The 24,470-nt window shown below is 45.9% G+C and carries 17 protein-coding genes; 7 read left to right on the forward strand and 10 right to left on the reverse strand.

The features are described from left to right. Positions 1-142: 142 nt before the first annotated feature. The 3 genes from ACFQS8_RS14335 to ACFQS8_RS14345 form a co-directional block, all read right to left on the reverse strand. Entirely contained in the window at positions 143-1,006 is an 864-nt protein-coding gene (locus tag ACFQS8_RS14335; RefSeq protein WP_382168542.1) for a DUF4437 domain-containing protein, read from the reverse strand. Positions 1,007-1,025: 19 nt separating this feature from the next. Beyond that, entirely contained in the window at positions 1,026-2,015 is a 990-nt protein-coding gene (locus ACFQS8_RS14340; protein ID WP_382168543.1) for a zinc-dependent alcohol dehydrogenase family protein, read from the reverse strand. A 103-nt stretch (positions 2,016-2,118) separates the two neighbouring features. Continuing rightward, positions 2,119-3,021 carry a LysR family transcriptional regulator gene (locus tag ACFQS8_RS14345; RefSeq protein ID WP_382168650.1) on the reverse strand — a complete coding sequence of 301 codons (903 nt, stop codon included), beginning with the start codon at positions 3,019-3,021 and terminating at the stop codon, positions 2,119-2,121. Between the two features lie 123 nt (positions 3,022-3,144). Here ACFQS8_RS14345 and ACFQS8_RS14350 point away from each other — a divergent pair, with 123 nt between their 5' ends. From ACFQS8_RS14350 to ACFQS8_RS14360, 3 genes are read left to right on the forward strand one after another with little or no spacing between them, the layout of a single operon-like run. Beyond that, entirely contained in the window at positions 3,145-3,945 is an 801-nt protein-coding gene (locus tag ACFQS8_RS14350) for a CmcJ/NvfI family oxidoreductase (protein ID WP_382168545.1), read from the forward strand. Positions 3,946-3,947: 2 nt separating this feature from the next. Further along, the gene (locus ACFQS8_RS14355) at positions 3,948-4,862 is read left to right on the forward strand and encodes a 2OG-Fe(II) oxygenase family protein (RefSeq protein ID WP_382168547.1); all 915 of its coding nucleotides are present in this window, start codon (positions 3,948-3,950) and stop codon (positions 4,860-4,862) included. Between the two features lie 47 nt (positions 4,863-4,909). Then, on the forward strand, positions 4,910-5,707 hold the full coding sequence (locus ACFQS8_RS14360) for an SDR family NAD(P)-dependent oxidoreductase (RefSeq protein ID WP_382168549.1): 798 nt from the start codon (positions 4,910-4,912) through the stop codon (positions 5,705-5,707). Positions 5,708-5,773: 66 nt separating this feature from the next. Here ACFQS8_RS14360 and ACFQS8_RS14365 read toward each other — a convergent pair whose 3' ends face one another. From ACFQS8_RS14365 to ACFQS8_RS14375, 3 genes are read right to left on the reverse strand one after another with little or no spacing between them, the layout of a single operon-like run. Continuing rightward, positions 5,774-6,802 (reverse strand): substrate-binding domain-containing protein, encoded by a 1,029-nt coding sequence (locus ACFQS8_RS14365; protein WP_382168551.1) that lies wholly within the window; start codon positions 6,800-6,802, stop codon positions 5,774-5,776. A gap of 13 nt (positions 6,803-6,815) precedes the next feature. Beyond that, positions 6,816-8,480, reverse strand: a complete 1,665-nt coding sequence (locus ACFQS8_RS14370) for an alpha-glucosidase (RefSeq protein ID WP_382168553.1) — start codon at positions 8,478-8,480, stop codon at positions 6,816-6,818. Next, positions 8,481-10,388, reverse strand: a complete 1,908-nt coding sequence (locus tag ACFQS8_RS14375; RefSeq protein ID WP_382168555.1) for an alpha-amylase family glycosyl hydrolase — start codon at positions 10,386-10,388, stop codon at positions 8,481-8,483. Between the two features lie 237 nt (positions 10,389-10,625). Between ACFQS8_RS14375 and ACFQS8_RS14380 the strand changes: the two genes are divergently transcribed. From ACFQS8_RS14380 to ACFQS8_RS14395, 3 genes are all read left to right on the forward strand, one after another. Continuing rightward, positions 10,626-13,559 carry a glycoside hydrolase family 97 N-terminal domain-containing protein gene (locus ACFQS8_RS14380; protein ID WP_417462167.1) on the forward strand — a complete coding sequence of 978 codons (2,934 nt, stop codon included), beginning with the start codon at positions 10,626-10,628 and terminating at the stop codon, positions 13,557-13,559. Positions 13,560-13,628: 69 nt separating this feature from the next. Next, on the forward strand, positions 13,629-15,179 hold the full coding sequence (locus ACFQS8_RS14390; RefSeq protein WP_382168557.1) for an MFS transporter: 1,551 nt from the start codon (positions 13,629-13,631) through the stop codon (positions 15,177-15,179). Continuing rightward, positions 15,176-16,591 carry an alpha-amylase family glycosyl hydrolase gene (locus tag ACFQS8_RS14395; protein ID WP_382168559.1) on the forward strand — a complete coding sequence of 472 codons (1,416 nt, stop codon included), beginning with the start codon at positions 15,176-15,178 and terminating at the stop codon, positions 16,589-16,591. Before ACFQS8_RS14390 ends, ACFQS8_RS14395 begins: the two co-directional genes overlap by 4 nt. 1 nt (position 16,592) lies before the next feature. Here ACFQS8_RS14395 and ACFQS8_RS14400 read toward each other — a convergent pair whose 3' ends face one another. Next, entirely contained in the window at positions 16,593-17,273 is a 681-nt protein-coding gene (locus tag ACFQS8_RS14400) for a DUF6445 family protein (RefSeq protein ID WP_382168561.1), read from the reverse strand. Positions 17,274-17,380: 107 nt separating this feature from the next. Here ACFQS8_RS14400 and ACFQS8_RS14405 point away from each other — a divergent pair, with 107 nt between their 5' ends. Continuing rightward, positions 17,381-18,889 (forward strand): tryptophan halogenase family protein, encoded by a 1,509-nt coding sequence (locus tag ACFQS8_RS14405; protein WP_382168563.1) that lies wholly within the window; start codon positions 17,381-17,383, stop codon positions 18,887-18,889. On the opposite strand, the gene ACFQS8_RS14410 is transcribed toward ACFQS8_RS14405, so the two are convergent. The 3 genes from ACFQS8_RS14410 to ACFQS8_RS14420 all read right to left on the reverse strand — a co-directional run. Then, positions 18,871-20,379: a tryptophan halogenase family protein gene (locus ACFQS8_RS14410; protein WP_382168565.1), complete on the reverse strand. Its 1,509-nt coding sequence runs from the start codon at positions 20,377-20,379 to the stop codon at positions 18,871-18,873. The two genes, ACFQS8_RS14405 and ACFQS8_RS14410, sit on opposite strands and share 19 nt — an antisense overlap. Before the next feature lie 91 nt (positions 20,380-20,470). Next, the gene (locus ACFQS8_RS14415) at positions 20,471-23,242 is read right to left on the reverse strand and encodes a TonB-dependent receptor (RefSeq protein WP_382168567.1); all 2,772 of its coding nucleotides are present in this window, start codon (positions 23,240-23,242) and stop codon (positions 20,471-20,473) included. A 602-nt stretch (positions 23,243-23,844) separates the two neighbouring features. Next, positions 23,845-24,470: fibronectin type III-like domain-contianing protein (locus ACFQS8_RS14420; RefSeq protein ID WP_382168569.1), on the reverse strand; the 626-nt coding region annotated here is incomplete at its 5' end.

The raw sequence follows: 24,470 nt of genomic DNA on the forward strand, positions 1-24,470 counted from the left end.
GGCGAGTGACAACAAAGCTATACAAACACAAAGTATAATAGAGGGGTATCTTTGTTCACTTGAGTAGGTGGCTTTGCTAATGTAGCTCGCAGGCCTATTAGGCCTGCGAACGCGGCAATATAAGAGTTGCACCATTCAAGAGTTATTGAACTGAAAACTGCCCGTCCGTTCTAACATATATCATACATTCATTTTGAGTTGAGCAGGATAGGGAGTGGGGGACGCCTTCTGCAGATGAAAAGTAACTGCCGGCGATGATTTCTTTTGAAGTAGTAACATCTTCTACAACATGTGACAGTTTACCTTGAATAACAACGGCTTTCAGGTCACCGCCATTCGTTGAAAGTGTCGCGTGGTAACCTGATGGCAGTTTGATCATTGAGCCGCTTAATGCACCATCTGATAAATCACCCCATAGCAAAGTTGCTTGAGGTCCAGATGTGTTGTCATTGGTGTTTATCCAATTCATTTCATTCGTACTCATCCAAACCATGTTTGAATGCATGAGATTGAGGGGATGTTCCCCATTATCAAAAGCTTTCTCACTGGGTTGCACAAGATATGGGCCCTCCAGAATTTCAAGGAAGCCTGTACCACCTACGCCTGGGCGGGCAGAAGTTACGTGCACTTCACCAGCTGGTTGAGTCCAGAATGCACCCGGCCCCATCCACATGTTAGCCGCGTCAGGGTCGTCATTATGGATTTCACCACTAATAACGATAGCTCTATAGGTGATGTTGTGGATGTGAGGGGGCGAGGAGAAGCCTTCAGTAAATTTCAATAATATACCCGAAGGAACATCTTTGGTGATATCTCCCCAAAGGATGCCAGCTCTAGGGCTGGCATCTCCTCTGGCAGGGTTGAGCGCCTGATAAGACACTTCATCTGCTGTTAGGACAGTAATGCTTTCTTTCTGTTCTGCACTATAAGAAGGCTGACTTGTATCACTGCATGCCGCCACAGATAGAGATAGAAAGAAGGTAGAAATTAATCTTGAAAATGTCATATATTTGCTCTGTGACTATTTAATTTGAAACCACTACTTTACCAATTGCCTGACCACTCATCAGATGTTCATAGGCGTCGCCAACCTGTGAAAGTTGGAAGTGATTATCATCAAGCAAAGGTTTGAGTGCGTCTGCATCTACGATATCTGCAAGTTTGCTCAATATCTCACCGTGCTTTCCACGATTGTGATCATGCAGCATTGGAATGAGCATAAAGATTACATGTATGGACAGGCCTTTGAAATGAGCAGGACTGAGGTCTAACTCAAGCAAAGCTACCGTCGTTGCTATTTGAGCGTTAAGCGCAGCAGCCTCAAACGAGTTTGTCATATTTGCTCCGCCTACGGTGTCAAATATGATATCAAATCCTTTTCCGCTAGTGTGTTTTTCAACATACTGAGCAACAGTCTCTGCTTTAAAGTCGATTGGTGTTGCGCCATAGCTTTTAATGATGTCCATCCGTTTGTCGCTGGTGTCAGTTGCGTAAACATCTGCACCGAAATGTTTGGCAAGCTGAGCAGCAACATGGCCGACTCCACCAGAGCCACCCTGAACCAATACTTTTTGGTTAGGACCAACATTGGCGCGTGTTAAACCTTCATATGCAGTGATACCAACAAGGGGTAGGGCGGCCGCTTCGCGCATTGATAAAGTTTTGGGTTTGTGCGCGATTAATCGGGCATCAGCGTTAATAAGCTCTGTTAAAGTGCCTTGCAAACCTATGAGGCCACCTGCACATCCATAGACTTCATCACCTGGAGTAAAACCTGTCACGCCGTTACCAACAGCTTCGACAACACCAGAGAAGTCCATACCAAGAATGGCAGGTAAATCTGGTGAAAGGGGTAATTGTTCCTGCCCCATTTGGCGGATCATAGTATCAACTGTGTTTACGCTGCTAGCGGCAATACGCACGAGCACATGACCGGCAGAAACGGTAGGCTCCGCTACGTCGGCAGGTTCGAATTTAGCGTCATTCCCGTAGGAGTTTAAGATCATGGCTTTCATGGTGGACCCTCATTAATTGTTCATGAGGGGTACTTACATAATATAGTTTTTGGAGATAAGTGGCCTTGGTAAATATTCAGTATTTAGAATTTCAATATAACTTTTAAGTCAACCATGCTGGAGATGAGCCAACTTTTTCGATTAAGAAATCGATCATAACGCGGACTTTTCCTGTCAGCACGTTTGACTTCGGGTAAACTAACCATATTGCAGAACCATCATTTACCTCATAGTTTGGTAGGACTCGTACTAGTGATCCATCTCGTAATTCTTTGTGGAGGCTCCAGATAGAGCCCATCGAGATACCTATGCCGCCAAGTGTTGCTAGACGTGTGCTTGCGCCGTCGTCGCATTGGACACGAGTTTTAGCGTGGGGAGGTGGGAATTGAAAAAGCTGTGCCTCAGAAGATGTTAAGTCACGTTTCAAATCTCCGAAGATTACCAACCTATGGTTTGCAAGGTCGTTTGGCGTCTCTGGCGTGCCGTAACGTGCTAGATAAGCAGGTGATGCACATAGCACTCGTTTATCATCAGCAAGCTTTCGTCCAATCATTGTGCTGTCTTCAATAGCCAAATTTCGAAGGGCGAGATCATATCCCCCCTCTATTAGTTTGGCCTGAGTGTCAGAAAAACGAAGGTCGAGATTAATTCCTGGATAGCGATCTAAAAATTCTGGAAGTATCGGTGCGATATAAAGTTGGGCGAATGTGCTAGAACAGGCGAAACGAAGTGTCCCTGAAATTTCCGGATTGCCTCTACCTAGCGCAACCAGCCCAGCATCTTCCTGCGCTATAATCTCTTTTGCGAATGGAAGAAATTCTTTTCCCTCCAATGACAAGGAAACTTTACGTGTAGATCGATGAAGCAGGTCTGCACCGACTTCTTTTTCTAGCTTTGCAAGGCGTGCTCCAGCCACCGCCGGTGCTAATCCCAGCTGTCGACCTGCTGCACTGATATTCAGGAGTTCAGCTGAAATTACAAACAGTCGTAAGGCTTCTGTGTCCATCATTATATCCATTTTCTAAATACTGAATAATACAATACCGCATTTATATATGAAATTAAATCAATAAATAGGATGTATCGGACAGGCCTGTATCGGCCTTCATTTTCGAAATGGAATGGAACCATGCAGATTGATGCTAGCGTAAACTATCACGTTAAAAAGCTTTTACCGCAGGCCTTTGAATTTGACGTGGACGGAATTTTGGGGAATTTAGTGTCTCCAGAGCTTGTCGCGACTGATATAAAGGTCACCAATTTACGCAAGAGTGACTGTCAGCCTACATTCAATCGCGATGGTATCGAGTTTATTTATAACCCATCGCGCGTAAAGCGATTTGAATGTGATGATGGCTGGCAGACAATTTATGATCAAGAGCTGAGTGATCTGTTGAAAGCAAAGATTGGCGCTCAGGAGGTCATTGTATTTGACCATACGGTTCGTGTTGATGACCCAACAGCTCCTCGTCGTCCCGCTCGAAATGTCCATAGTGATTACAATAGAGCTGGCGCAGAGCAACGTCTCATCGACTTGGTTGGTGAGGAGCGGGCACAGACGTTTAAAAAGTCAGGGTATGGATTTGTGAATGTCTGGCGGCCGGTCGAGAATATTATCCGGTCATCGCCACTTGGCTTCATTCGCCCCGTGTCGATGAACTCTGAAGATTGGATAGATATCGAGCTGATCTATCCAGACCGTCATGGTCAAATTCTTGGTGTAACTGTCAATCCACACCATGAATGGTTCTATCAGTCAGAGATGAATCCTGACGAAGTCATTATTTTTAACATTTTTGACAATAGAGGGGGGCCTTCCTTGGCGCATAGCGCGTTGGATCTCCCAAACGACCATCACGTGACTGTTCCTCGCAAAAGTATCGAGAGCCGGACTCTTGTCCGGTATTCAGAAGTAATGAAAGGCATATAATCATGTCATTAACCTTACTCGAAAAAGTTCGTAATGTGCCTCGCCCAACACGAGAAGCCATGCTTCAAAGAGATGCTTCTGTTCATCGTTTTTGGAACGAAAATAAAAAGGTGTTTGAAGAGGCTTGGACTGAGTGGGAACTCAAAGGTGGACATGGCCAAATCCGTTTGGATGATTCCCTTTATGCGCCCAAACTTCGTCACGCTATTGAGCAGAGCTGGGAAAACCCTCATCAAGAGGTTTTGGTTAAAGACATTTGGACCGAAGTATTTCCAAATGTGTATAAGGCTCAGTTTTTCGACCCTGAGAAGCTCTACATCTTGAGAGAGTATATGAGGCGCGTGTCAGATGCGGAAATTCCTTTGCGCCCGCCATACGGGATTGTTTTGAACCGTGGGGGAGCGATGCTCGATCCTCGCTCAGAGGGATATCTAGCTGCCCCCACTTTTCAATCTTTTTACCGGAATTTGATGAATCAATATATGAGGCCAATCTCTAGGGTTCTATTTCCAGATGTGTATGGGTTTGATAGTCAGACATTTGGTTTCTCGATCGCTTGGCAGGCTGGGAAAGATACAACCCTGCGCCCGCACACAGACGCATCAAGTGTAACCCTCAATATAAATTTGAACTTGCCGGATGAAAAATATTCTGGTTCAGCCGTGCGTTTTATAGACCCAATAAGCCGAAGGGTTGAGAGTTTAACATTTGATCCAGGGACAGCGTTGATCCACCACGGAAATGTCGGTCATGCGTCTGAGCCTATCACCGAAGGTGAACGGCATAATTTCGTATTATGGCTTTATGGTGAAGGGGGGCAGGTGCCGCATCAATACGCCCCGCGTCATGAGCATGTCACTGCACATCAACGTTGGACGAAACCCAGCGTGGAACCTGACAAGTTTGCACCGTTTTAGAAGGTCGCTGGAAGTTTTAGGGCCACAAATACTGGATAGGATAAACTATGACCAAGACGATTTTGATTACTGGTGCTACCGATGGCATAGGTTTAGAGACAGCGAAAATGATCGCACCAAGCGGTCACACATTGCTGCTCCATGGGCGCAATGCAAATAAGTTAAGCGAAGCTGCTGAAGCTGTATGCTCAATATCTGGTGCTGGTGAAATCAAGACTTACCGTGCTGATTTGTCTATTTTATCTAACGTGAGAACATTGGCTGCAGAGGTGCAAGAAGGTTTCGAATCTATCGATGTTCTTATTAATAATGCAGGCGTGTTCAAGTTGACGAACCCTCTTACAGATGAAGGCTATGATGCACGTTTTATTGTAAATGTTGTAGCACCTTATCTTTTGACAAAAACTTTGCTTCCGGCATTGGGGGATCAGGGGCGAGTTGTAAATTTATCTTCGGCGGCGCAGTCGCCTGTGGATGTTCGCGGTTTTTTGAACAAACGCACTTTCTCCGACGGTGAGGCGTATGCGCAAAGTAAGCTTGCTTTGATTATGTGGTCAGTTGAAATGGTAAGAGTGCTTGATGCGAATGGCCCTATGATCGTCGCTGTTAATCCAGCATCTTTCTTGGGCAGTAAGATGGTAAAAGAAGCGTATGGACGTGAAGGAAATGATCTTCGTATTGGAGCGGACATCCTCACTCGTGCGGCGTTGAGTGAGGAATTTATGAATGCGTCAGGGCGTTATTACGACAATGATCGCAAGTCGTTTGCTCAACCTCATCCGGATGCTTTGGACACTGCTAAAAACAAACGCCTTATTGAGGCTATAGAGAATTTGGTGAGTTAAACCGCTAATATAAAGGTACTCAAAAAAGTACCGGCTAAACAAAGGTGGTGGACAAACTTACTTCGCTTAGCCGCCGCATGTTTCTCGAACTATCAAGTTTGTTGGCAGTCGTTCCGAGCGGCTGGCGTGGCCGCGACCATCAAGTAGTTTGGATACCAATAATCGTCCGCCCTTGCGAGTATCTTGGGAAACGGTTGTCAGGGCGGGATAGGATAATTTTGCAAATGGGATATCGTCATAGCCTATAACGGATATATCTTCCGGAATTTTTAGGCCTGATTTTCCAATAGCCCTGATTGCCCCTAATGCAAGTACGTCACTTGCTGCAATTACAGCGTCAAACTTCACACCAGATGTAATTAGACTTTCCATCGCGGCTTCCGCTGATTCTAATTCGAAATGGGCGGGGACAATCAACCTATCATCTATAGATAAGCCTGATTGAGCGTGTGCATCCATATATCCACGATGGCGTTGGGCCGCCTCCGGTGCTTGTGTATCCCCTAGAAAAACTATGCGTTGTCTATTCAGTCTGATGAGGTGGGCGGTGGCGCGCCGTCCGCCTTCCGGATTGTCACTTCCTACACAGCAATACTCTTGATCAGAAAATTCTGCTCCCCATACAACAAACCTCTTATCCTCTTGGCTAAGCGCATTGAAGTCAGAGCGAAGTGCGCTTTGACCAATGAATATAATGCCGTCTGCGCGGCTTGTTTTCATGGCGAATGCTAAGTCGTCATAGGTTCTCGGCGAGATATGGCTGACAAGAACATCACAATCTCTGTCGCGCGCGGCTGAATACACACCGTCCAATAACTGTATTAGGAAAGGATCGGAGCGGTGCGCATCTCTTGATTGAGGTTGCGGTACGACAATAGCGATTGTTGCATCAGCCCCAATAGGGCCTGATGGCATGGACTGTCGGAAAGGATAGTCCATTTGGCGTGCGAGTTGCCATATATGTTCTTTCGTGCGCCGATTGATTGCCGGGCTATCATTTAGCGCTCTGGAAACTGTTGAGACAGAGACACCTGACGAGCGCGCAAGATCTTCTAAACGTGTGGCTTTGCGGCGTGCAGAAGGTGTATCACCCATATAGTAGAATTCCTCATTCTGTTTGCGTGATCAGCCTCGCCCAAAAACCACTCCAAGGTGCCAGTTTGTTTGTAAACGGACTATTCGGAGAGGTTGGACCAGCTTCAGTGGCTATTAACTCCAAATTTTCTTGGATATCAATAAAGACGTGTTCATCCGTCAAATTATATCCACATAGTATCCGTTCTTGTCCAGATTTACGTATAAAAACCAATATCCCGTCACTTTGTGGAATAAAAGTCTGATCCCCAATGCTTAGGGCTGGGATGGTTTTTCTTAATTTTACAAGCTTTTTAACGGCGTTGAGACAAGATGAGTTGTCTTGATTCTGTTGATTTATACTTAAAGGGTAGTGATTATCGTCTACTGGCAGCCAAGGTTCCTCGTTTGAAAAGCCTGCATGAGGCTTGTCATGATGCCAAGGAAGCGGCGTGCGCGCGCCATCTCGTCCTAGTGTGTGCGGCCAGTTTACTATTGCTTCTGGGTCGACAAGTTTATCAAAAGGAACATGGGCTTGTGGGAGGCCCAACTCTTCACCTTGATAGATAATTGGATTGCCTCGCAATGACATGAGCAGCATCATTAAAGTGTGGGATGCTTGGGGATGCTCTTCATGAGGAATCCAACGAGAGACAGCGCGTGGAGCATCATGATTTGAGAAAGCCCAGCTGGGCCAACCTTCTTCAGAGTTTCCATCCCACATATTTACAGATTTCATAATCCCTTCTGTTGTGAGTTTTTCAGCGTACAGAAAATCGAAATTATAAGCGGAGTTAAGGTGCTTTTCGCCATGCGTAAAAGCTTTCATTTCGTGAATGGGGTCATCACCTCCAACTTCTGCAACGGTGAATTTTGCACCATAAGAATCTAAAAGTGTGCGCACTTTTTGAAGAAATGCAGGTATTTCAGGTTGGGACTGATTGTATGTATGCAATTGCATATCAAAAGAACGCGTTATCGCTTCTATTGGTTTGTTCGAGGGGGGGTTGTCCCGCAATTGAGTGTCATGCATTGAGAAATTGATGGCATCCAACCGAAAGCCATCAACATTGCGTTCTAGCCAAAAGCGAGTGGTTTCAAGCAGAGCGGCCTGTACTTCTGGATTGTTGACGTTTAGCTGAGGTTGTTCAGTCAGGAAATTATGAAGATAAAATTGCTTCCGGCGCGCATCCCATTCCCAAGCAGGGCCACCAAATACAGACTGCCAGTTTGATGGGGGGCTGCCATCTGGTTTAGCGTCAGCCCAAACATACCAGTCGGATTTCTCATTTGTTCGGTCTTTTCGGCTCGTCTCAAACCAAGGGTGTTGGTCTGAAGTGTGAGAGTACACCTGGTCAATAATGACTTTTAGGCCAAGCTCGTGAGCGCGTTCTATGATTGCATCAAAGTCGGCAAGCGTTCCAAAAATGGGATCTACGTCGCAATAATTGGCAATATCATAGCCAAAATCCTTCATCGGAGATGTGTAAAATGGAGAAATCCATATACCATCAACTCCAAGTGATGCGACATATTCCAATCCGCTTAGTATGCCCGCTAAATCTCCAACGCCGTCATCATTTGTATCGAGAAAACTGCGCGGGTATATCTGGTATATGACCGCGCCTTTCCACCAAAACGATTGTGAATTCGTGTGAGGGTGTACGCTTGGCTTAGCGAGTGTGGTTGAGGCATTCATCTACTGTACTCCATCGGCAACTTTACATACAGCATATCCCAAACTTGGTATGGTGAGAGAAAGAACGCCTGTTGCAGGGCTTGATTTGGGGCAGGTGCCGATGAGGGCTTCCCATTGGTTGGAGTGCCCATCGACAGGAAAGGTGAGGGTACGCGGTGTGTTTTCTGCGTTAAAGGCAATTACGTATTCTCGGCCGTCGTTCGGAGAAAATCGAGATAAAACAAATGTACTCTCTTCTGTATCGGCAAGGCGAACGATTTGAGTGCCTGTTCTTAGTGCGGAGTGTTGCGTACGAATGGCCGCCATTTGGGAAATTGCATAATATAGAGGGTGAGACTTATCAAAATTGCTAGAGGAGGTGCGTGCATCTGAGCCGATAAGGATGTTATCATTGTAAGATGCTACTTTACTCGGGAACATATCTTCACGAGCGCCTTGGTCTCCTTCATCGGAAACGAAACCTTGTTCATCCCCATAATATATTGTTGGCACGCCGCGATTGAGCATTAATAAGGCGTGCGCAAGTTTTAATCGGGCTAGTTTTTCCTCTTGTGAAATATCTGGCATTTCATCTTGCATCATGCCGGAAAAACGACCCATATCGTGGTTCCCTAGGAAGGTTGGAAGATGCTGTCCATTACGTGCTTGCTCGCCATATAGGTGGTCAGCATTAAATAATCGCTTGAGCTCTTCGCCGGGAGCCCCTTTAAGAACGAAGTCGGTCACAACGCCTTGGAAAGCAAAGTCAAGAACAGAAGGGATTTTGTCGCGTTTTGTGAATACAGCAAGTTGTCCAGCATCAAATTCGTACACTTCACCAAATATATGAAAATTTTCAATGCCTTCTTCTAGGGCCGTTTTTTCAAGCGCAGGGATGAGTTGCTGCCAAAATTCTGGATTTACATGTTTTGTCGTATCAATGCGAAATCCATCGACATGAAAATCTCGGATCCATTGAGCGTATATGTCGATAAATCCTTGCACAACAACGGGATGCTCCGTCATTAGGTCATCAAGCCCAGCAAAATCACCATACACTGCGTCTTCACCTTTAAACGTGGTATGTCCGCGATTGTGGTAATATATGGGGTTGTTCAACCATGCGGGTGTTTTAGCATTTTTCTCTTCTTCTGGGGTGAAGATGTTATATGCGAAATTTGGATCTGTTAGTTTCTCAAAATTTTCTTCCGTTTGGTGAATGGGATCATCTCCCAAGAAGCCGGTATTGGTGGCTTCACCGGTGAAGTGACCTTTGGTCGTATAAGGATATTCAGCTAAAGGTAAATAGGGGCATTCACCTGTTTCTTTTAGTTCTTGAGGGGCGTTAACCCCATGACATTCCTCATATTTTATTACATCGGCGGTGTGGTTGGTGATAATGTCCATATAGACTTTCATGTTGCGTGCGTGGGCTGCATCTACAAATTCCTTGAAGTCTTCTCGGGTTCCCAAATGAGGGTCAATATCGGTGAAGTCGGTGATCCAATAACCGTGATACCCAGAAGATTCTAGGCCAGGCGGACCTTGTACGGCTTTGTTTTTGAAAATGGGGGTGAGCCATATCGCTGTGGCACCCAAACCTTGAATATAATCAAGTTCTTGTGTGAGACCCTTCAGGTCTCCGCCGTGATAAAATCCTTTGTGACTTGGATCGAACCCGTGGGTTAGTTTATCGCCAGAAATGTTGCCGGTATCGTTTTGGGGATCGGCATTTGCGAATCTGTCAGGGAGGACGAAATAGATGATTTCGTCAGCGGGGGTGCGATCAGAATAGGCAACGCTATAATTATTCTGAATTGGTTCGGCTGTACTGCATTGTATTAAAAGAGGAAAAACAGAAGCCGCTAAGAGTGTGGATAGGCGACGTAAGCTTTTGGGGAGCTTTTGTCCCGTTGGGGGGGGCTGCATTGTTTTCCTCCTAGTTTGGTCGTTGGTATATTTGTTTTGCAAATTTATGCAAATAATTGCTATTTTGTCTAGAATGAAAATGGCTCAATCATTAGCGAAACGTCGAATACAGCCGATTTTCTTACGTAATAACGTGTAATTAGCCATTTTTATGTACCTAAATGTTTTGCATGTGTGTTGCAAAAAATAGCAAAATGTGTAGGTTTGTTGCAAAAATATACACATCGGGGAGAGAAAATGAATATGACAAGCTGGTCAAAGGCTATAGTTCTGCTAGCTGCCTGCTTAGGCGCTGGTCCATTTGCGTTTGCGCAGAGCCAGTCGGCTGATGTCGCCACGGTCACTGAGCGCAAACAGGGTGATGGCGTTACGCTTGTCTCACCTGATGGAAGAATAGAATTTCAGCTTAAAATTCAAGATGGAAAACTAATCTATTCGGTTTCAAAATCCGGTGAGGTTGTTCTGGCCCCGTCTCGATTGGGGTTGAGGTTTGCGTCCGGTAAAGATTTGGACACTGATTTTATAATTGGCGACGTATCCCGAAATATCTCGGATGAAACATGGGAACAACCATGGGGAGAAAAGCGGCTCGTCGTTGATAAGCACTCTGAAGTACTGGTGACACTACTTTCAGCAAAAGACCAAACGCCGCAATTTAATTTACGAGCACGCGTATTTGATGGCGGTGTAGGGTTTCGTTATGAAGTTCCAGATACTGGCGCGCGGGCAATTGTTGATGAGTTGACCGAATTTAGTCTTGATCCTGCGTCTCTTGCGTGGTGGACACCTGCTGGAGAATTTAATCGTTATGAGTATATTTATCGCACTACACCATTAAATGAAATGGAGCGTGCGCATACTCCATTTACGTTGAAACTTCCTAACTCAAATACACATGTCGCTATTCATGAAGCTGCGCTCGTTGATTATTCCGGCATGTGGTTAGATCAACGTAGGGCAGGTGTGCTGGAAGCAGACCTTGCGCCGCGTCATGATGGTGTAAAAGTACGTGTTGAGGGAGCTTTTGATACACCTTGGCGTGTTATTCAGATAGCGGATGATGCTGCCGGATTGATCAATGGATCGGATATTTATCTCAATTTGAATGAGCCGAATAAGTTAGGTGATGTTTCATATTTTAAGCCGGGCAAGTATATTGGTATTTGGTGGGGAATGCACATCAATAAATATACTTGGGGGTCCGGCCCACAGCACGGTGCTACGACTGAAAACACAAAGGCCTATATTGATTTTGCGGCGGAAAATGGTTTTAGCGGGGTTCTCGTTGAAGGATGGAATATTGGATGGGATGGGGACTGGTTTAATAATGGTGATTTATTTAGCTTCACCCAAGCCTATCCAGACTTTAATCTGCCAGAGCTAAGCGTCTATGCTAAAGAGCGAGGTGTACACATAATCGGGCACCATGAGACATCTGGTAATATCACCAATTATGAGAACCAGCTTGAGGCGGCATTCGATCTTTATGAGGCGAATGGCATACCTGCGGTAAAGACAGGTTATGTGGCTGATGGCAGCGATCTTAAATTCATAGATGCAGAAGGGCATCCAAGATACACTTGGCATGCCAGCCAAGAACGCGTCGTGCACGATTTACATGTTTTAAAACGTGCACATGAGCATGGTATTGCTGTGAATGCACATGAGCCGGTGAAGGATACGGGATTGCGTCGCACATACCCAAATGCGATTTCACGCGAGGGTGCGCGGGGGATGGAATTTAATGCTTGGGGCACGCCGCCTAATCCACCCGAACATCAGGCGATATTACCCTTTACGCGGATGCTATCTGGGCCTTTTGATTTTACACCCGGTATTTTTGACCTCATGCCAAATGGTGAAGATGACGAAAATCGTGTGCCCTCGACATTGGCCAAACAATTGGCGCTGTATGTAACGATTTATAGTCCTATTCAAATGGCCGCAGACTTGCCTGAAAACTATAAGAAATTTCCAAATGCGTTTCAGTTCATAAAAGATGTGCCCACGGATTGGGAGCAGTCGATTGCATTAGCGGGTGAGGTTGGTGATTTCGTCGTGATGGCGCGCCAAGAGCGCGGCGCAGAAAATTGGTATGTTGGTGCTGTGAGTGACGAAAATGCGCGTGAGGTAAAGCTTGATTTCGCATTTTTGGATGCCAATCGCACATATCGGGCTGAAATTTATAGAGATGGCGATTCAGCAAATTGGGAAACTGCACCTTATGATATTGCGATTGATAAACGTATTGTCACGTCTCAAACAAAACTTGGTTTAAAGCTTGCTGCGGGTGGCGGTTTTGCAATTCGTATTGTGCCTGTTGAGGCAGCTCAAATTGAGTCTTTGAAGCCGGTCCCTGCAATGAAAAAAGTAGTGCTAGAGAATCTTGGTGCACCACATATTCCAGAACGTGATGTGACAGTACTTGTGCCTGCCGGCTATGATGCGTCTGATGATCGTTATCCTGTTATTTATATGCATGACGGGCAGAATTTAATTGAACCAGGGCGTGCGGTTACAGGGGATGAGTGGAAGGTTGATGAAACACTCGCGAGATTAATTGCAGAGGAGAAGGTGAGACCTGCAATTATTGTTGCTATTGAGCATGGGCAAGAACGCTGGCGTGAATATGCTCCGGAAGCCTTTTTGGAAAATTTGAAGCTGGCAGTGAAAGATGAATCGCAAACGCCTTTTTCAGATGATTATCTTTCCTTTATTGTTGAAGACCTGAAACCTAAAATAGACGCTGAATTTAGAGTGTTGGATGGGGCAGAAAATACTTTTGTGATGGGGGCATCTATGGGTGGGTTAATCTCGCTTTATGCTGTGTCTCAATATCCAGATGTTTTTGGTGCAGCAGCGGGACTTTCTACGCATTGGCCGCTTGTTGATCCAAAAAGTGTGAAGCCTAAAAAGGCAATCAAAGCGATCCAAAAAAGTTTGAGTGCTGGTGGTATAGATGCATCCAAGCATCGCTTTTGGTTTGATCACGGTACCTTGAATTTGGATGCGCATTATCCTGAATACCAAAAGCGAATGGATGGTTATTTTTCCAAGCGTGGTTTTGGCGCGGAAAACTATGCATCCCGCATGTATGATGGCGCAGACCATAATGAAGCAAGTTGGGCAGCTAGGCTGGAAGATCCGTTGATCTTTCTTTTGGGAAAATAGTGCGCAGCATTAAATGTAAATAAGGGGCAAAACCGGATTTAATAATTCCGGAGCGCTGAGGGAGCGAGTATGCAGAAGCCTAGTTTAAGTTTTGGCCAAATTTGGAACATGTGTTTTGGATTCCTTGGGATTCAAATCGGATTTGACCTGCAAAGCGGTAATATGAGCCGTATTTTCCAGACCCTCGGTGCGGAAATGGACTCGCTTGCCATCTTGTGGATTGCGGCCCCGCTAACGGGGTTGTTGATACAACCAATTGTTGGGCATTTATCAGACAAGACATGGGGAAGGTTTGGTCGCCGTCGTCCTTACTTCATGATTGGTGCAATACTTGCGAGCCTCTCATTGTTTGTGATGCCAAACAGCCCCAATTTGTGGATTGCGGCGGGTGTGCTTTGGATACTTGATGCATCCTTAAACATTACAATGGAGCCAACGCGCGCTTTTGTTGGTGATATGTTGCCTAGTCGTCAGCGTACAATGGGGTATGCGATGCAGAGCTTCTTCATTGGTATTGGGGCTGTGCTAGCGGGGGCGTTGCCTTGGTTGTTGACCCAATGGGGTGTTGAAAATACTGCGCCAGAAGGACAGATACCGCTTACGGTTCACATCGCTTTTTATGTGGGGGGGGCAGCGCTCTTTCTTGCGGTTTTAGTGACTGTTTTGACGACCAAAGAGTATTCACCCGAAGAGATGGAAGCGTTTGAAAAGGCAAAACGCAGTGAAGAAGGCGGGGTCGAGCCTGAGCCTGTTGAGAATAAGCAAGCTCAATATTTTTATAAGGGCGGTCTAATCTGGCTCGTGCTTGGTAGTTTGCTGGGGGTGTTTTTCTTTACTGGCCGTCAAGAAGCGCGCCCTGAATGGTTTGGGAATGTTGAGTTTGGAAAAGACCTCTATGTGCTTGCTGGAATGATTGCGGTTTTTGGAATCATTCAGCTTGTAGCAGGAGCAATGACGGCACAACGCAAAGTGCACAATGGGTATGTGGAGGTGGTGAACGATTTATTCCGTATGCCGCTCGCTATGCGCCAACTTGCTGTGGTTCAGTTTTTTTCGTGGTTTGGGCTATTTGCGATGTGGATTTACGGCACGCCCGCAATCGCTGATTTTCATTATGGAGCCACAAATGCGCAGAGTGCGCTATATCAAGAGGCAGGTAACTGGTGGGCCTTGCTGGGGGCTGTTCGCAATGGAGTCGCTGCTGCGGGTGCGCTGGGTATAATATGGTTGGCGACGAAAATGGATAATCGCAAATTGCACGCTGTATGTATGGCATGTGGTGCGCTGGGTTTTGCTGGGCTTATTTTGTTTAAAGCGCCGGCTATGCTGGTTGTGCCAATGATAGGGGTCGGGATCGCGTGGGCAGCGATTGTGTCCGTGCCATATGCGATTTTGGCGAGTTCCGTGCCTAGCAATAAAATGGGTATCTATATGGGAGTATTCAATATTTTCATTGTGGTGCCTCAGCTTGTAGCAGCGACATTGTTGGGCTTTTTGATCCGGACATTTTTCAGCAATGAGCCCATATGGGCGTTTGCGATTGCTGCGACCTCATTTGCTTGTGCAGCTATCGCAGTGATGTTTGTTACCAAGACCTCGCAAGAAGAGGTGGCGTCATGATACGGGCTGCGTTGATATTGGCGTTTAGTGTCTGCGCAATGGCGTGTTCTGATCAAACAAGCGGTCAAGAAGAACTTCAGATGACGCAGGATGTTGCTGCGCCTGATTATACCCCCAAACCTTATGTGCAGATTGAGCATCCAGAATGGACAAGGGACGCGGTGATTTATCAGATCAATACGCGTCAATTCACGCCGGAGGGAAGTTTCAAAGCAGCGCAGGCGCAACTACCGCGATTGGCGCAAATGGGGATTGATATCGTTTGGCTGATGCCCATACACCCTATTGGTGAGGTTGAACGGAAAGGGGAGCTTGGTTCTCCCTATGCCGTGAAGGACTATCGTGCTGTGAATCCTGAATTTGGTACGCTTGAAGATTTGAAAGCTTTCGTGGATGCAGCGCATGCGCTTGATATGCATGTGATTTTAGATTGGGTGGCCAATCATACAGCGTGGGACAATCACCTCGTCACCGAACACCCTGAGTGGTACGAGCGTGATTTGCGCGGTGAGCTGGAGCCTACACCATGGGTGAATTGGTCCGATATTATCGATCTGGACTATTCCCAAGCAGGTCTGCGCAAATACATGACAGACTCTATGCGCTATTGGGTTGAGGATGTCGGTGTGGATGGTTTTCGCGCCGATGTGGCTGGGTTGGTGCCGCTAGATTTTTGGGAAACAGTGCGGGCGGAATTGGATAAGGTTAAGCCTGTATTTATGCTTGCTGAATACGAGCAGCGCGATGTGCATGCAAAGGCATTTGATGCGACCTATGCGTGGGGCTGGAAAGAAACCATGCAGAAAATAGCACATGGCGATGCGGATGCTTCTGCATTTGAATGGTATTATTTCGAGAACCAAGGGTTGTGGCCTGATGATGCTTACCGCATGTTATATACATCCAATCATGATCAAAATTCATGGGATGAAGCTGCGCCTATTATGTATGGTGATGCGTATGAAAATGCGATTGTTTTATCATTTCTGAGCGAAGGCATACCGCTTATTTATAACGGTCAAGAAGCTTTTAATGAGCGTATGCTTGCTTTCTTTGAGCGTGATCCGATTGCATGGCAGGCGCATGAAATAGCTAATCTTTTTAAACGTTTAATTGATCTGAAAACAGAACAAACAGCGTTGCACAACGGAAAATCCGGTGCGCGTATGGTTGGCTTGAAGCATAACAATAAATCTCAGATATTTGCATTTATAAGACGTAATGAAGCGTCACGTGTCATTGGCATTTTCAATATGTCAGCAGAGGCCGCAAAAGTTGAGATTGAGGACGCTATTATGCCTGGACTTTACAAGGATGCGTTTAGTGGTGAATTCGTAGAAGTTGCCAATGGGCAGGAATGGTCTTTAGAGCCATGGCGAAATCGCGTGCTTATTGGTGTGGAGATGCAATAGTTTAGGGCCGTGCTCGCATGAAAGTATTTAGGGTAATGCGTGCATTTTCAATGCGTTGCCCGATATTTTCTGGGCGTTTAATGAGGCCGGAGTGAAGATTGATACCTTTGTATATCACCATACGATTGAATTTTGCGGGGATCGTGCCAATGCATTCGAAAATGGCATCTGATTGGTTAAAATAGGCGGGTTTGGGTAGGCCGTGAATTGCAACATCTTGCTTGAGTTTTGCGTCATATATCCCCAATCTATCCGCGGATAGATGCTCAAATCCTGTGGAATTGTGTCGGTAGAAACCAGTGCCGCCGTCTTGTTCGGGGCAAAGATAGTGAAGTAGGGCGATCGTGTTTGTATCTGTCCCATCAAAGTGCGGGATACGCTGAATTGGGGTTAGTTTTTCAGGCGGTGTATTAACGATTGAATAATTACACTCGATGAAATGTGCACCCGAATTGAATGCAAAAACGTCAGCTAGAACGTGCTTTAGGAGAGCGTCTTGTTCTTGGAGGTAAGCGGGAGATGATTGCGCACGTAAGCCAGGATAATGTCGTCCGGCAGGACCATACTGCGATGAATGCGCGGCTTTTAATAAAGTGTCTGGGGACGAAGAAAAATCGTCGATAACGACAATGGGGTTTTGTTCTTTTCCAAAGCGGTGGATTTCAAATCGCGTATCAGTCATGATGTATTTAATAGCACGTCCAATTCTGCTTGCGAACAAAATAATGATTTCATTCAAATAGATAAATAATACATATTGGAAAGCTTAAAACGAAAGATGGCTTTGAGATGAATGCAGCTCCGATAAAAACGATAGCGATTATTGGCGGCGGGTCAGCTGGTTGGATGGCGGCTGCTGCATTATCTAATGCGCTTCAAAAAAGCTGTCAGATAAAACTGGTGGAGTCCGAAGAAATTGGGACGGTGGGTGTGGGTGAAGCGACCATTCCACCGGTGAAATATTTCAATGCACAATTGGGTATAGATGAAGCTAGTTTCATGCGTGAAACCAATGCGACGTTTAAACTGGGAATAGAATTTATTGATTGGGCTGGTAAAAATCAGTCTTACTTCCATCCTTTTGGGCAGTATGGGGCTGAGTTTGATCAAACCCCATTTTATCAATACTGGATGCGCGAAGCGATACGGGGGGATATTTCCCAATCTATCGACATGTTTTCCATGGCTTGGAAAATGTCGGAGGCGGGTAAATTTCAGCATCCAGAAAAGGATAAGCGGAAAATACAATCTACCTTTGATTATGCTTATCATTTCGATGCGAATTTATATGCGCGTTTCTTACGGAAATATAGTGAGCTACGAGGAGTGGAGCGGCTTGAGGGGAAGGTGGTCAATGTTGAATTGCGTGCCGAAACGGGTGATATTGAAAAAATACTATTGCAGAGCGGCGAGACAATAGAGGCTGACTTGTACATTGATTGTACTGGCTTTTATGGTGTTCTTATAGAAAAAGCGTTACAGACAGGATACGAGGATTGGTCGCGCTGGTTACCATGTGATCGTGCCGTGGCTGCAGCCTGCAATGCTGCTGAAGGGCCTTTGCTAGCCTATACCAAGTCGACTGCTAAGGCTGCGGGTTGGCAGTGGAGGATACCTTTGCAGCACAGGGTTGGTAATGGCTATGTCTACTCCAGCCAGCATCTTGCCCCGCATTTAGCTGAAGACGAATTGATGAAATCAATAGAAGGGGATGCGTTGGTCGATGCGCGTCATCTTCGATTTGTGACGGGACGACGAAAGAAGTTTTGGAACAAAAATTGTGTCGCGATTGGGCTATCTGCTGGTTTTATGGAGCCACTTGAATCGACGAGTTTGCACCTCATCCAATATGGGATAATGCGTTTGCTCGCGCTTTTTCCCAGTGCGGATATGTCTCCTTTATTGGCGGACGAATATAATGCGCTGACCTCTGCGGAATACGAACGCATTCGTGATTTTTTGATTTTGCATTACAAGGCAACTGAGCGCGATGATACGTCATTTTGGCAATATTGCGCGAACATGCCGATTCCAGATCGACTAGCCTATAAAATGGAACAGTTTCGTGAAAACGGAATCTTGGTTTCCGATGAAAGGGAGTTGTTTCACAATCCAAGCTGGATAGCTGTCTATTTGGGGCAGGGAATTAAACCCAAGCGAGCGCCGGCACTCACATCATACCGAATGCAAGTTCCGGTGTCAGAGCGTTTTTCTCAAGTGCAGGCAGCAATGCAAAGCGCATTGAAAGTGATGCCCGATCATCGCACTTATGTTGAAAATTATTGTAAGTCTACCTGACAATTGCGCGTTAGGAAGTCTTCATGGCTTGGAAGTTGAGCTTCAGCCTGCGCAATAATTGCGTCAATATCGGCTAAGAATTTCTCTAATTGGTCGGTTGATAGCCTATCTGCCATTGCGTGATAGGATTGGGGTATAAGGCCTTGGCCAATCATGACCTGAACCCAGCTTGCTTCTCTAAACAAATCTTCTGGTTCTTTATGGATGCGACCTGTTGCAGAGAATAACTCCAGTTTTTGTTTTAGACTGTCTGGAATATCCATATTTTTGCAATAGCGCCAAAAATCAGAGTCTTCGCGCTGGGTGCAATGATAGTGCAGGATTATAAAGTCACGTATTAATTCATATTCTTTGGAGACTTGGCGATTGTATTCATTGATATTGGCCGGCTCCATTTTTTGGGTAGGCAATAATTCAATTAAGCGGGAAATATTTGATTGGATGAGGTGGATTGATGTGGATTCCAGGGGTTCAAGAAAACCACTCGACAGGCCAATTGAAATACAGTTTTTGTGCCAAAACTTCTCACGTCGTCCGGTGGTGAAGCGGATGTGGTTGGGGTCTGCAATGGGAGGACCGTCCAGGTTCGACAATAGAATTTCAAGGGCGGTTTCATCCTGCATGAATTGATCACTATAGACATGCCCATTACCTGTGCGGTGCTGTAGAGGAATGCGCCATTGCCAGCCTGCGGTGTGCGCAATGGATTTTGTGTAAGGGACGAGCGGACGGGTGCTTTGAGAAGGGACTGCGATAGCACGATTGCAGGGGAGCCAATGGGTCCAGTCCTGATAGCTAACGCCTAAGGCTTTATCTATTAAAAGGCCGCGAAAACCGGAGCAATCAATAAAAAGATCACCTTCAATTTGGGGGCCGTTTTCAAGTTTTACATGGTCTATAAAGCCGGTGTGGGGATTGAGTACTGTTTGTTTTACGAAGCCTTCAATGCGTGTGACACCTGACGTTTCTGCAAAATTGCGAAGGAAGCGGGCATATAATCCAGCATCAAAATGAAAGGCATAGGATAGCCCTGTCATTCCAGTTTTGCCAATGCGTTCTAAACGGTCAAACTTATTGGAGTAGGCCACTTTGTGGTGAAGTGAGTAATCCCAAAGAGAGCTTTGTTTACCTTCTTCTTGGGCGCGCTTCCAATAGTGATGAAATTGGAGGTTGGAAAGGTTGAGGCCCACATCGCCAAATGTGTGAAGGTAGCTTTCTCCAATTTTGCCCCAGTTAGAAAATTCAATGCCGAGTTTTATTGTGCCTTTAGTGGCTTTTAAAAACGTATTTTCATTCAGCCCCAACATACCATTTAGACGACGTATTTGCGGTATGGTGGCTTCGCCAACTCCGACTGTGGCAATTGAGTCTGATTCAATTAAAGTCACGGAGATTGATGGGGGCAGGAGCTTAGCGAGTGCAGCAGCCGATATCCAACCAGCAGTACCGCCGCCTACGATGACAATCTTCTGAATCTGCGTATTAGTCATGGCAATACTCTAGCAGAGGAATAGGGAACAAAATAGCCCGCACGTTTCCATGCGGGCTAAGTTTAAGATTAAGGTAGGGAGGAAACCTAATCTAGAAAGATTTGGATACGGTGAAGTTATAAGTTGTACCGTATTGCTCGTGGCGACTGATATATGAAACGCCGTCCAAAGCTGTATCGTTAGAGGTAGCGAATGGCTCGTCTGTGAGGTTGAAGACTTCGAAATTCAAAGCCAAACCTTCCAATTTTCCGCTGTCCCATTCATATCCAACTTGCAGGTCTACGATCGTTTCTTCAAGTGCTTGAGCACCTGCTAAAGAGCCATCGAAGTTTTGTACTTCAGACAAGAAATCTGAACGGTAACGCGCGCTAACACGTGCACGCCAGCCATAGTTCTCGTAGTAGAAATCACCCGACCAGACGGTGTCAGAATATCCTGGAATTGGAAGTTCATCGCCGTTTTCCGTTTCAAGGCCGTTGTCTGCATATGTATAGCTCGCATTGAAGCCGAAGCCTTCAAGTGCAGGCGGCAAAATGTTGTCCAAGTTCATGCGGAATGTTGCTTCGATACCTGTAATGGAACCTTCAGCAAAGTTTACAGGACCAGACAAACGTACTTGAGATACTTCAGGGTTTGCAGCCAAGAAGTCACCATGCCCACCAGCGATAAGTGATTGTGTGCCGTCGATCATCGTGTTGCGGTCTACTACCCAGTCAGACAATTCTTTGTGGAAGAGGGCAACAGATAGAGCTGTTGTGGAGTCAAAGTATTTCTCAAATGCAAGATCAAATGCAGTTGATTTGTATGGTTGCAAGAATGGGTTACCACCGCTTTGTGTGAAACAAACTGTTTCGGGCGGATCAAACGTCACGAGGACGTCTGGAAGTTGATCACCATCAGTGCTTACACATGAGATTGGATTGCTATCCAAGTTTTGGTTTGCCGCCAATTGATCGAGGCGTGGGCGCGTCACAGTTTGAGCGGCTGCGAAACGTATAAATGTGTCTTCTGTTACTTCGAAGTTTAAGTTCAAGCTAGGTAGGAAATTGCTGTAGGAGTCTTCTACAGTTTGAGAAAATTGGTTTGCACCAAAGTTCAAAGTTCCGGTCGATTCTTGAGTTGTGTCGACATATTGGAAACCAAAGTTTCCGCGCATTGGCACTGAACCCAATTGGGTATCAATGTTGGCCATTGCAAAATATGTCATCAGATCTTCTTCAAGCGTCCAGCGTGTGCCGTTTGCGGGCTCCACAACATATGTGCCGTCTGCGATTAAGCTTGCTGGGTCATATGCTAGAATATCTAGGCCGATTGAGCCGCTGTCTGTGATGCCGCGAATAGCTGATCTTGGAAGTACAAGGCCATTTCCAAACGCGTCTGTTGCACGCAAGAATGCTTCGTTTGAATCGAAGTTCTTCTCGCGTTGAGTTGAGAAAGCACCAGCTTTTACTGAGGAAATAAATCCAGAGTTTAAGAAGTATTCAGCTTCAACACGAATTTGGTCTAGTTCATCTTCAATTTTTGGCTCTTTAATGAAGCCAACTTGGCCCCAACCACCTGGGTCAGTTAAAAGAACGTTCGCAGAATCTGTATAGTCAACATCGTGATCAATGCTGTATTCGCCATCTGGATCGAAATTGAACTTTAGGGTGTCGAGTGTGCCTGAGCGGGCAGCTCCGATACCTGCATAAGATTCGTAGTCGATATCGTTACGCTCAAGCGTTGAGCGGGCAAGATCAAGCGTTAGAGTTAGGTTGTCAGACACATCATATTGTGTGTTGATGCCCAACGCCCAAATTTCGGCTGTGTTGCCTTCGGTGTCTGTGCGAACGATTGGAGAAACATCTGTGTAAGTTGCGGAATCCGCGAATCCGTTGCTTCCTGTTGCGCTATCAAAGCTCGCTCCCGACCACGATGCGATTGGTGTTTCTACGCCGCGGAAGATACCGGCATCCTCTGTGTCTGTGTAGAAAGCGTCGATAGATGTGCGCCAGTTGTCTGTAGGTTCAAATTGCAAAGCACCGGCGATTGATGTGCGTTCAAACTCACGAGAAACAACACCTGTGCGTGGGTTGTCTGACGGGTAAACTAGGCCAGTGACATCATCAATGCTTGTTTGGCCGCCATTCGTTTTAAGTTCGCGGGTTGTGTAGTGTGTCGGGTTGGATTGCTGTGTTGCAGCTAGAGACCACCCAATTGTTCCATCTTCGTTTTGGTCAATATAAGATCCAAATAAGCGGTAACCAGTGTCCTCATAATCTGGGTTGAGTTCTCCACTATCATTGAGAACATACTTACCCGATACGTTGATTTTACGTTCGTTGTAGTCCAGTGGGCGCACAGTGCGAAGGTCAACCGCGCCGGCGATACCTGTTGCTGCTAATTGTGCATCAGGTGATTTATATACGATACCTTTCGCGACAAGTTCTGATGGGAATTGGTCAAACTCAACACCGCGATTGTTACCGGCAGATACAACTTCACGACCATTTAAAAGTGCAAGAGAGAAGTCTGGTCCCAAACCGCGAATAGAAACTTGTTGGGAGCGCCCGCGTACACGCTGGGCCGTTACGCCAGGAAGGCGTGCTAGGGAGTCTGCGATTGATAAATCTGGAAGGCGTCCAATATCTTCAGCAGAAATTGCTTCAATGATTGAGTTGGATTCTCTCTTTGTTGCTAGAGAGTTTTCAATCGAACTTTTGATACCGGTGACCGTAATAACGTCCAAGACTTTTTGCTCGCCTTCAGTTTTTTCAACTGGTTCAGCTGCTTCTTGTGCGAAACTTGGTGCACCTAAAATGAGCATCGCCCCCGATGCTGCGCCGATAAGCATTCTCTGCTTTAGGTTGACCCCTTTAGGCATGTATTCCTCCCAATTTATATGTTCGATTTTGCGCCCAATGCAAAAACATGCAAAACTTTTGCATAATATGAAAATTATGTCCAGTGGTCGGCATGTGAATCTAATTTGTGGTGTGAAAAAGTCACATAAAGTCCAATTTTGGCACAAATTACTCCGAGTTTGCAAAGAACTTCCGTTTTATTTGTCTATTTTGCAGAGTATGCAAAAAAATGAAAACAATAGATTTTCGTAACGTGAGGATGCGAGAAAAATTATCACTTTGCGTATTTCTTACCCGAAAAGGCCACGTAATTTTTGAGTTTGAATATTGTTTGAGTCGGGGAGGTAGCAATTTGACGTGTAGCGTGGTCTGCGGGGAGGCGATGGGGTCATATATTGCGTGATTGGGCGAACACACCATGAGGGAGGTGTCCTCATGGTGTGTTCGCTCAATCAGGTAGGAAGAAAGGAGTTTGTTAGGGGAAGGGAGTGCTGTGTGCTCTGGTTTTTTGCTCAATGCCTGAGCTTAAAGAGTAGCTTCTCCACCCGCAATCAGTGATGTGGCCTTGATTGCGGGTGGAGTTTAAATACGCCGTAAAGCTGTTTGCGGGTGTGTCGGTTAGCTATTTAACAACAGTCAGCTTTGTGTGTTTGAGTGATTGGGAGCTATTTCCGAGCATGATCGTAAATGTGCCCGCCTCTACAACACGTTTCATGTCTCGGTTGAAAAATTGTAAGTGCTCAGGCGTGATTGTAAATTCTACAGTCTTGGAGGCGCCTGGCGCTAAAGTAATGCGTTCAAACCCTTTGAGTTCTAAAACGGGGCGGGTAACTGAACTAACGTCATCCCTAATATATAGTTGAACAACTTCGTCAGCTTTATATTCTCCGGTGTTTGTTACCGTAATAGATGCTGTTGTGTTGCCGTCTGGAGATATTGTGTCCTTGGAAAGAGAGACGTTCCCAAACTCGAATCTGGTGTAACTCAGGCCGTGACCGAAAGCATATAATGGGGATGCATCTGCAAAGGCATACCCTCTGCGCGCTGTAGGTTTGTGGTTGTAGAAGGCGGGGATTTGGCCGACATTTCTTGGTACTGTAACGGGCATTTTGCCGCTTGGAACGGCTTTCCCGCTCAATAGATCGGCAACGGCGTAACCCGTTTCTTGTCCTAATAGCCAGCCATATAGTAAAGCGTCGAAATGATCTTCTACATTTTCAAGTGAGAGTGGGCGACCAGAAATGACGA

The sequence above is a fragment of the Hirschia litorea genome (genome assembly GCF_042665075.1).
GTDB lineage: Bacteria > Pseudomonadota > Alphaproteobacteria > Caulobacterales > Hyphomonadaceae > Hirschia > Hirschia litorea.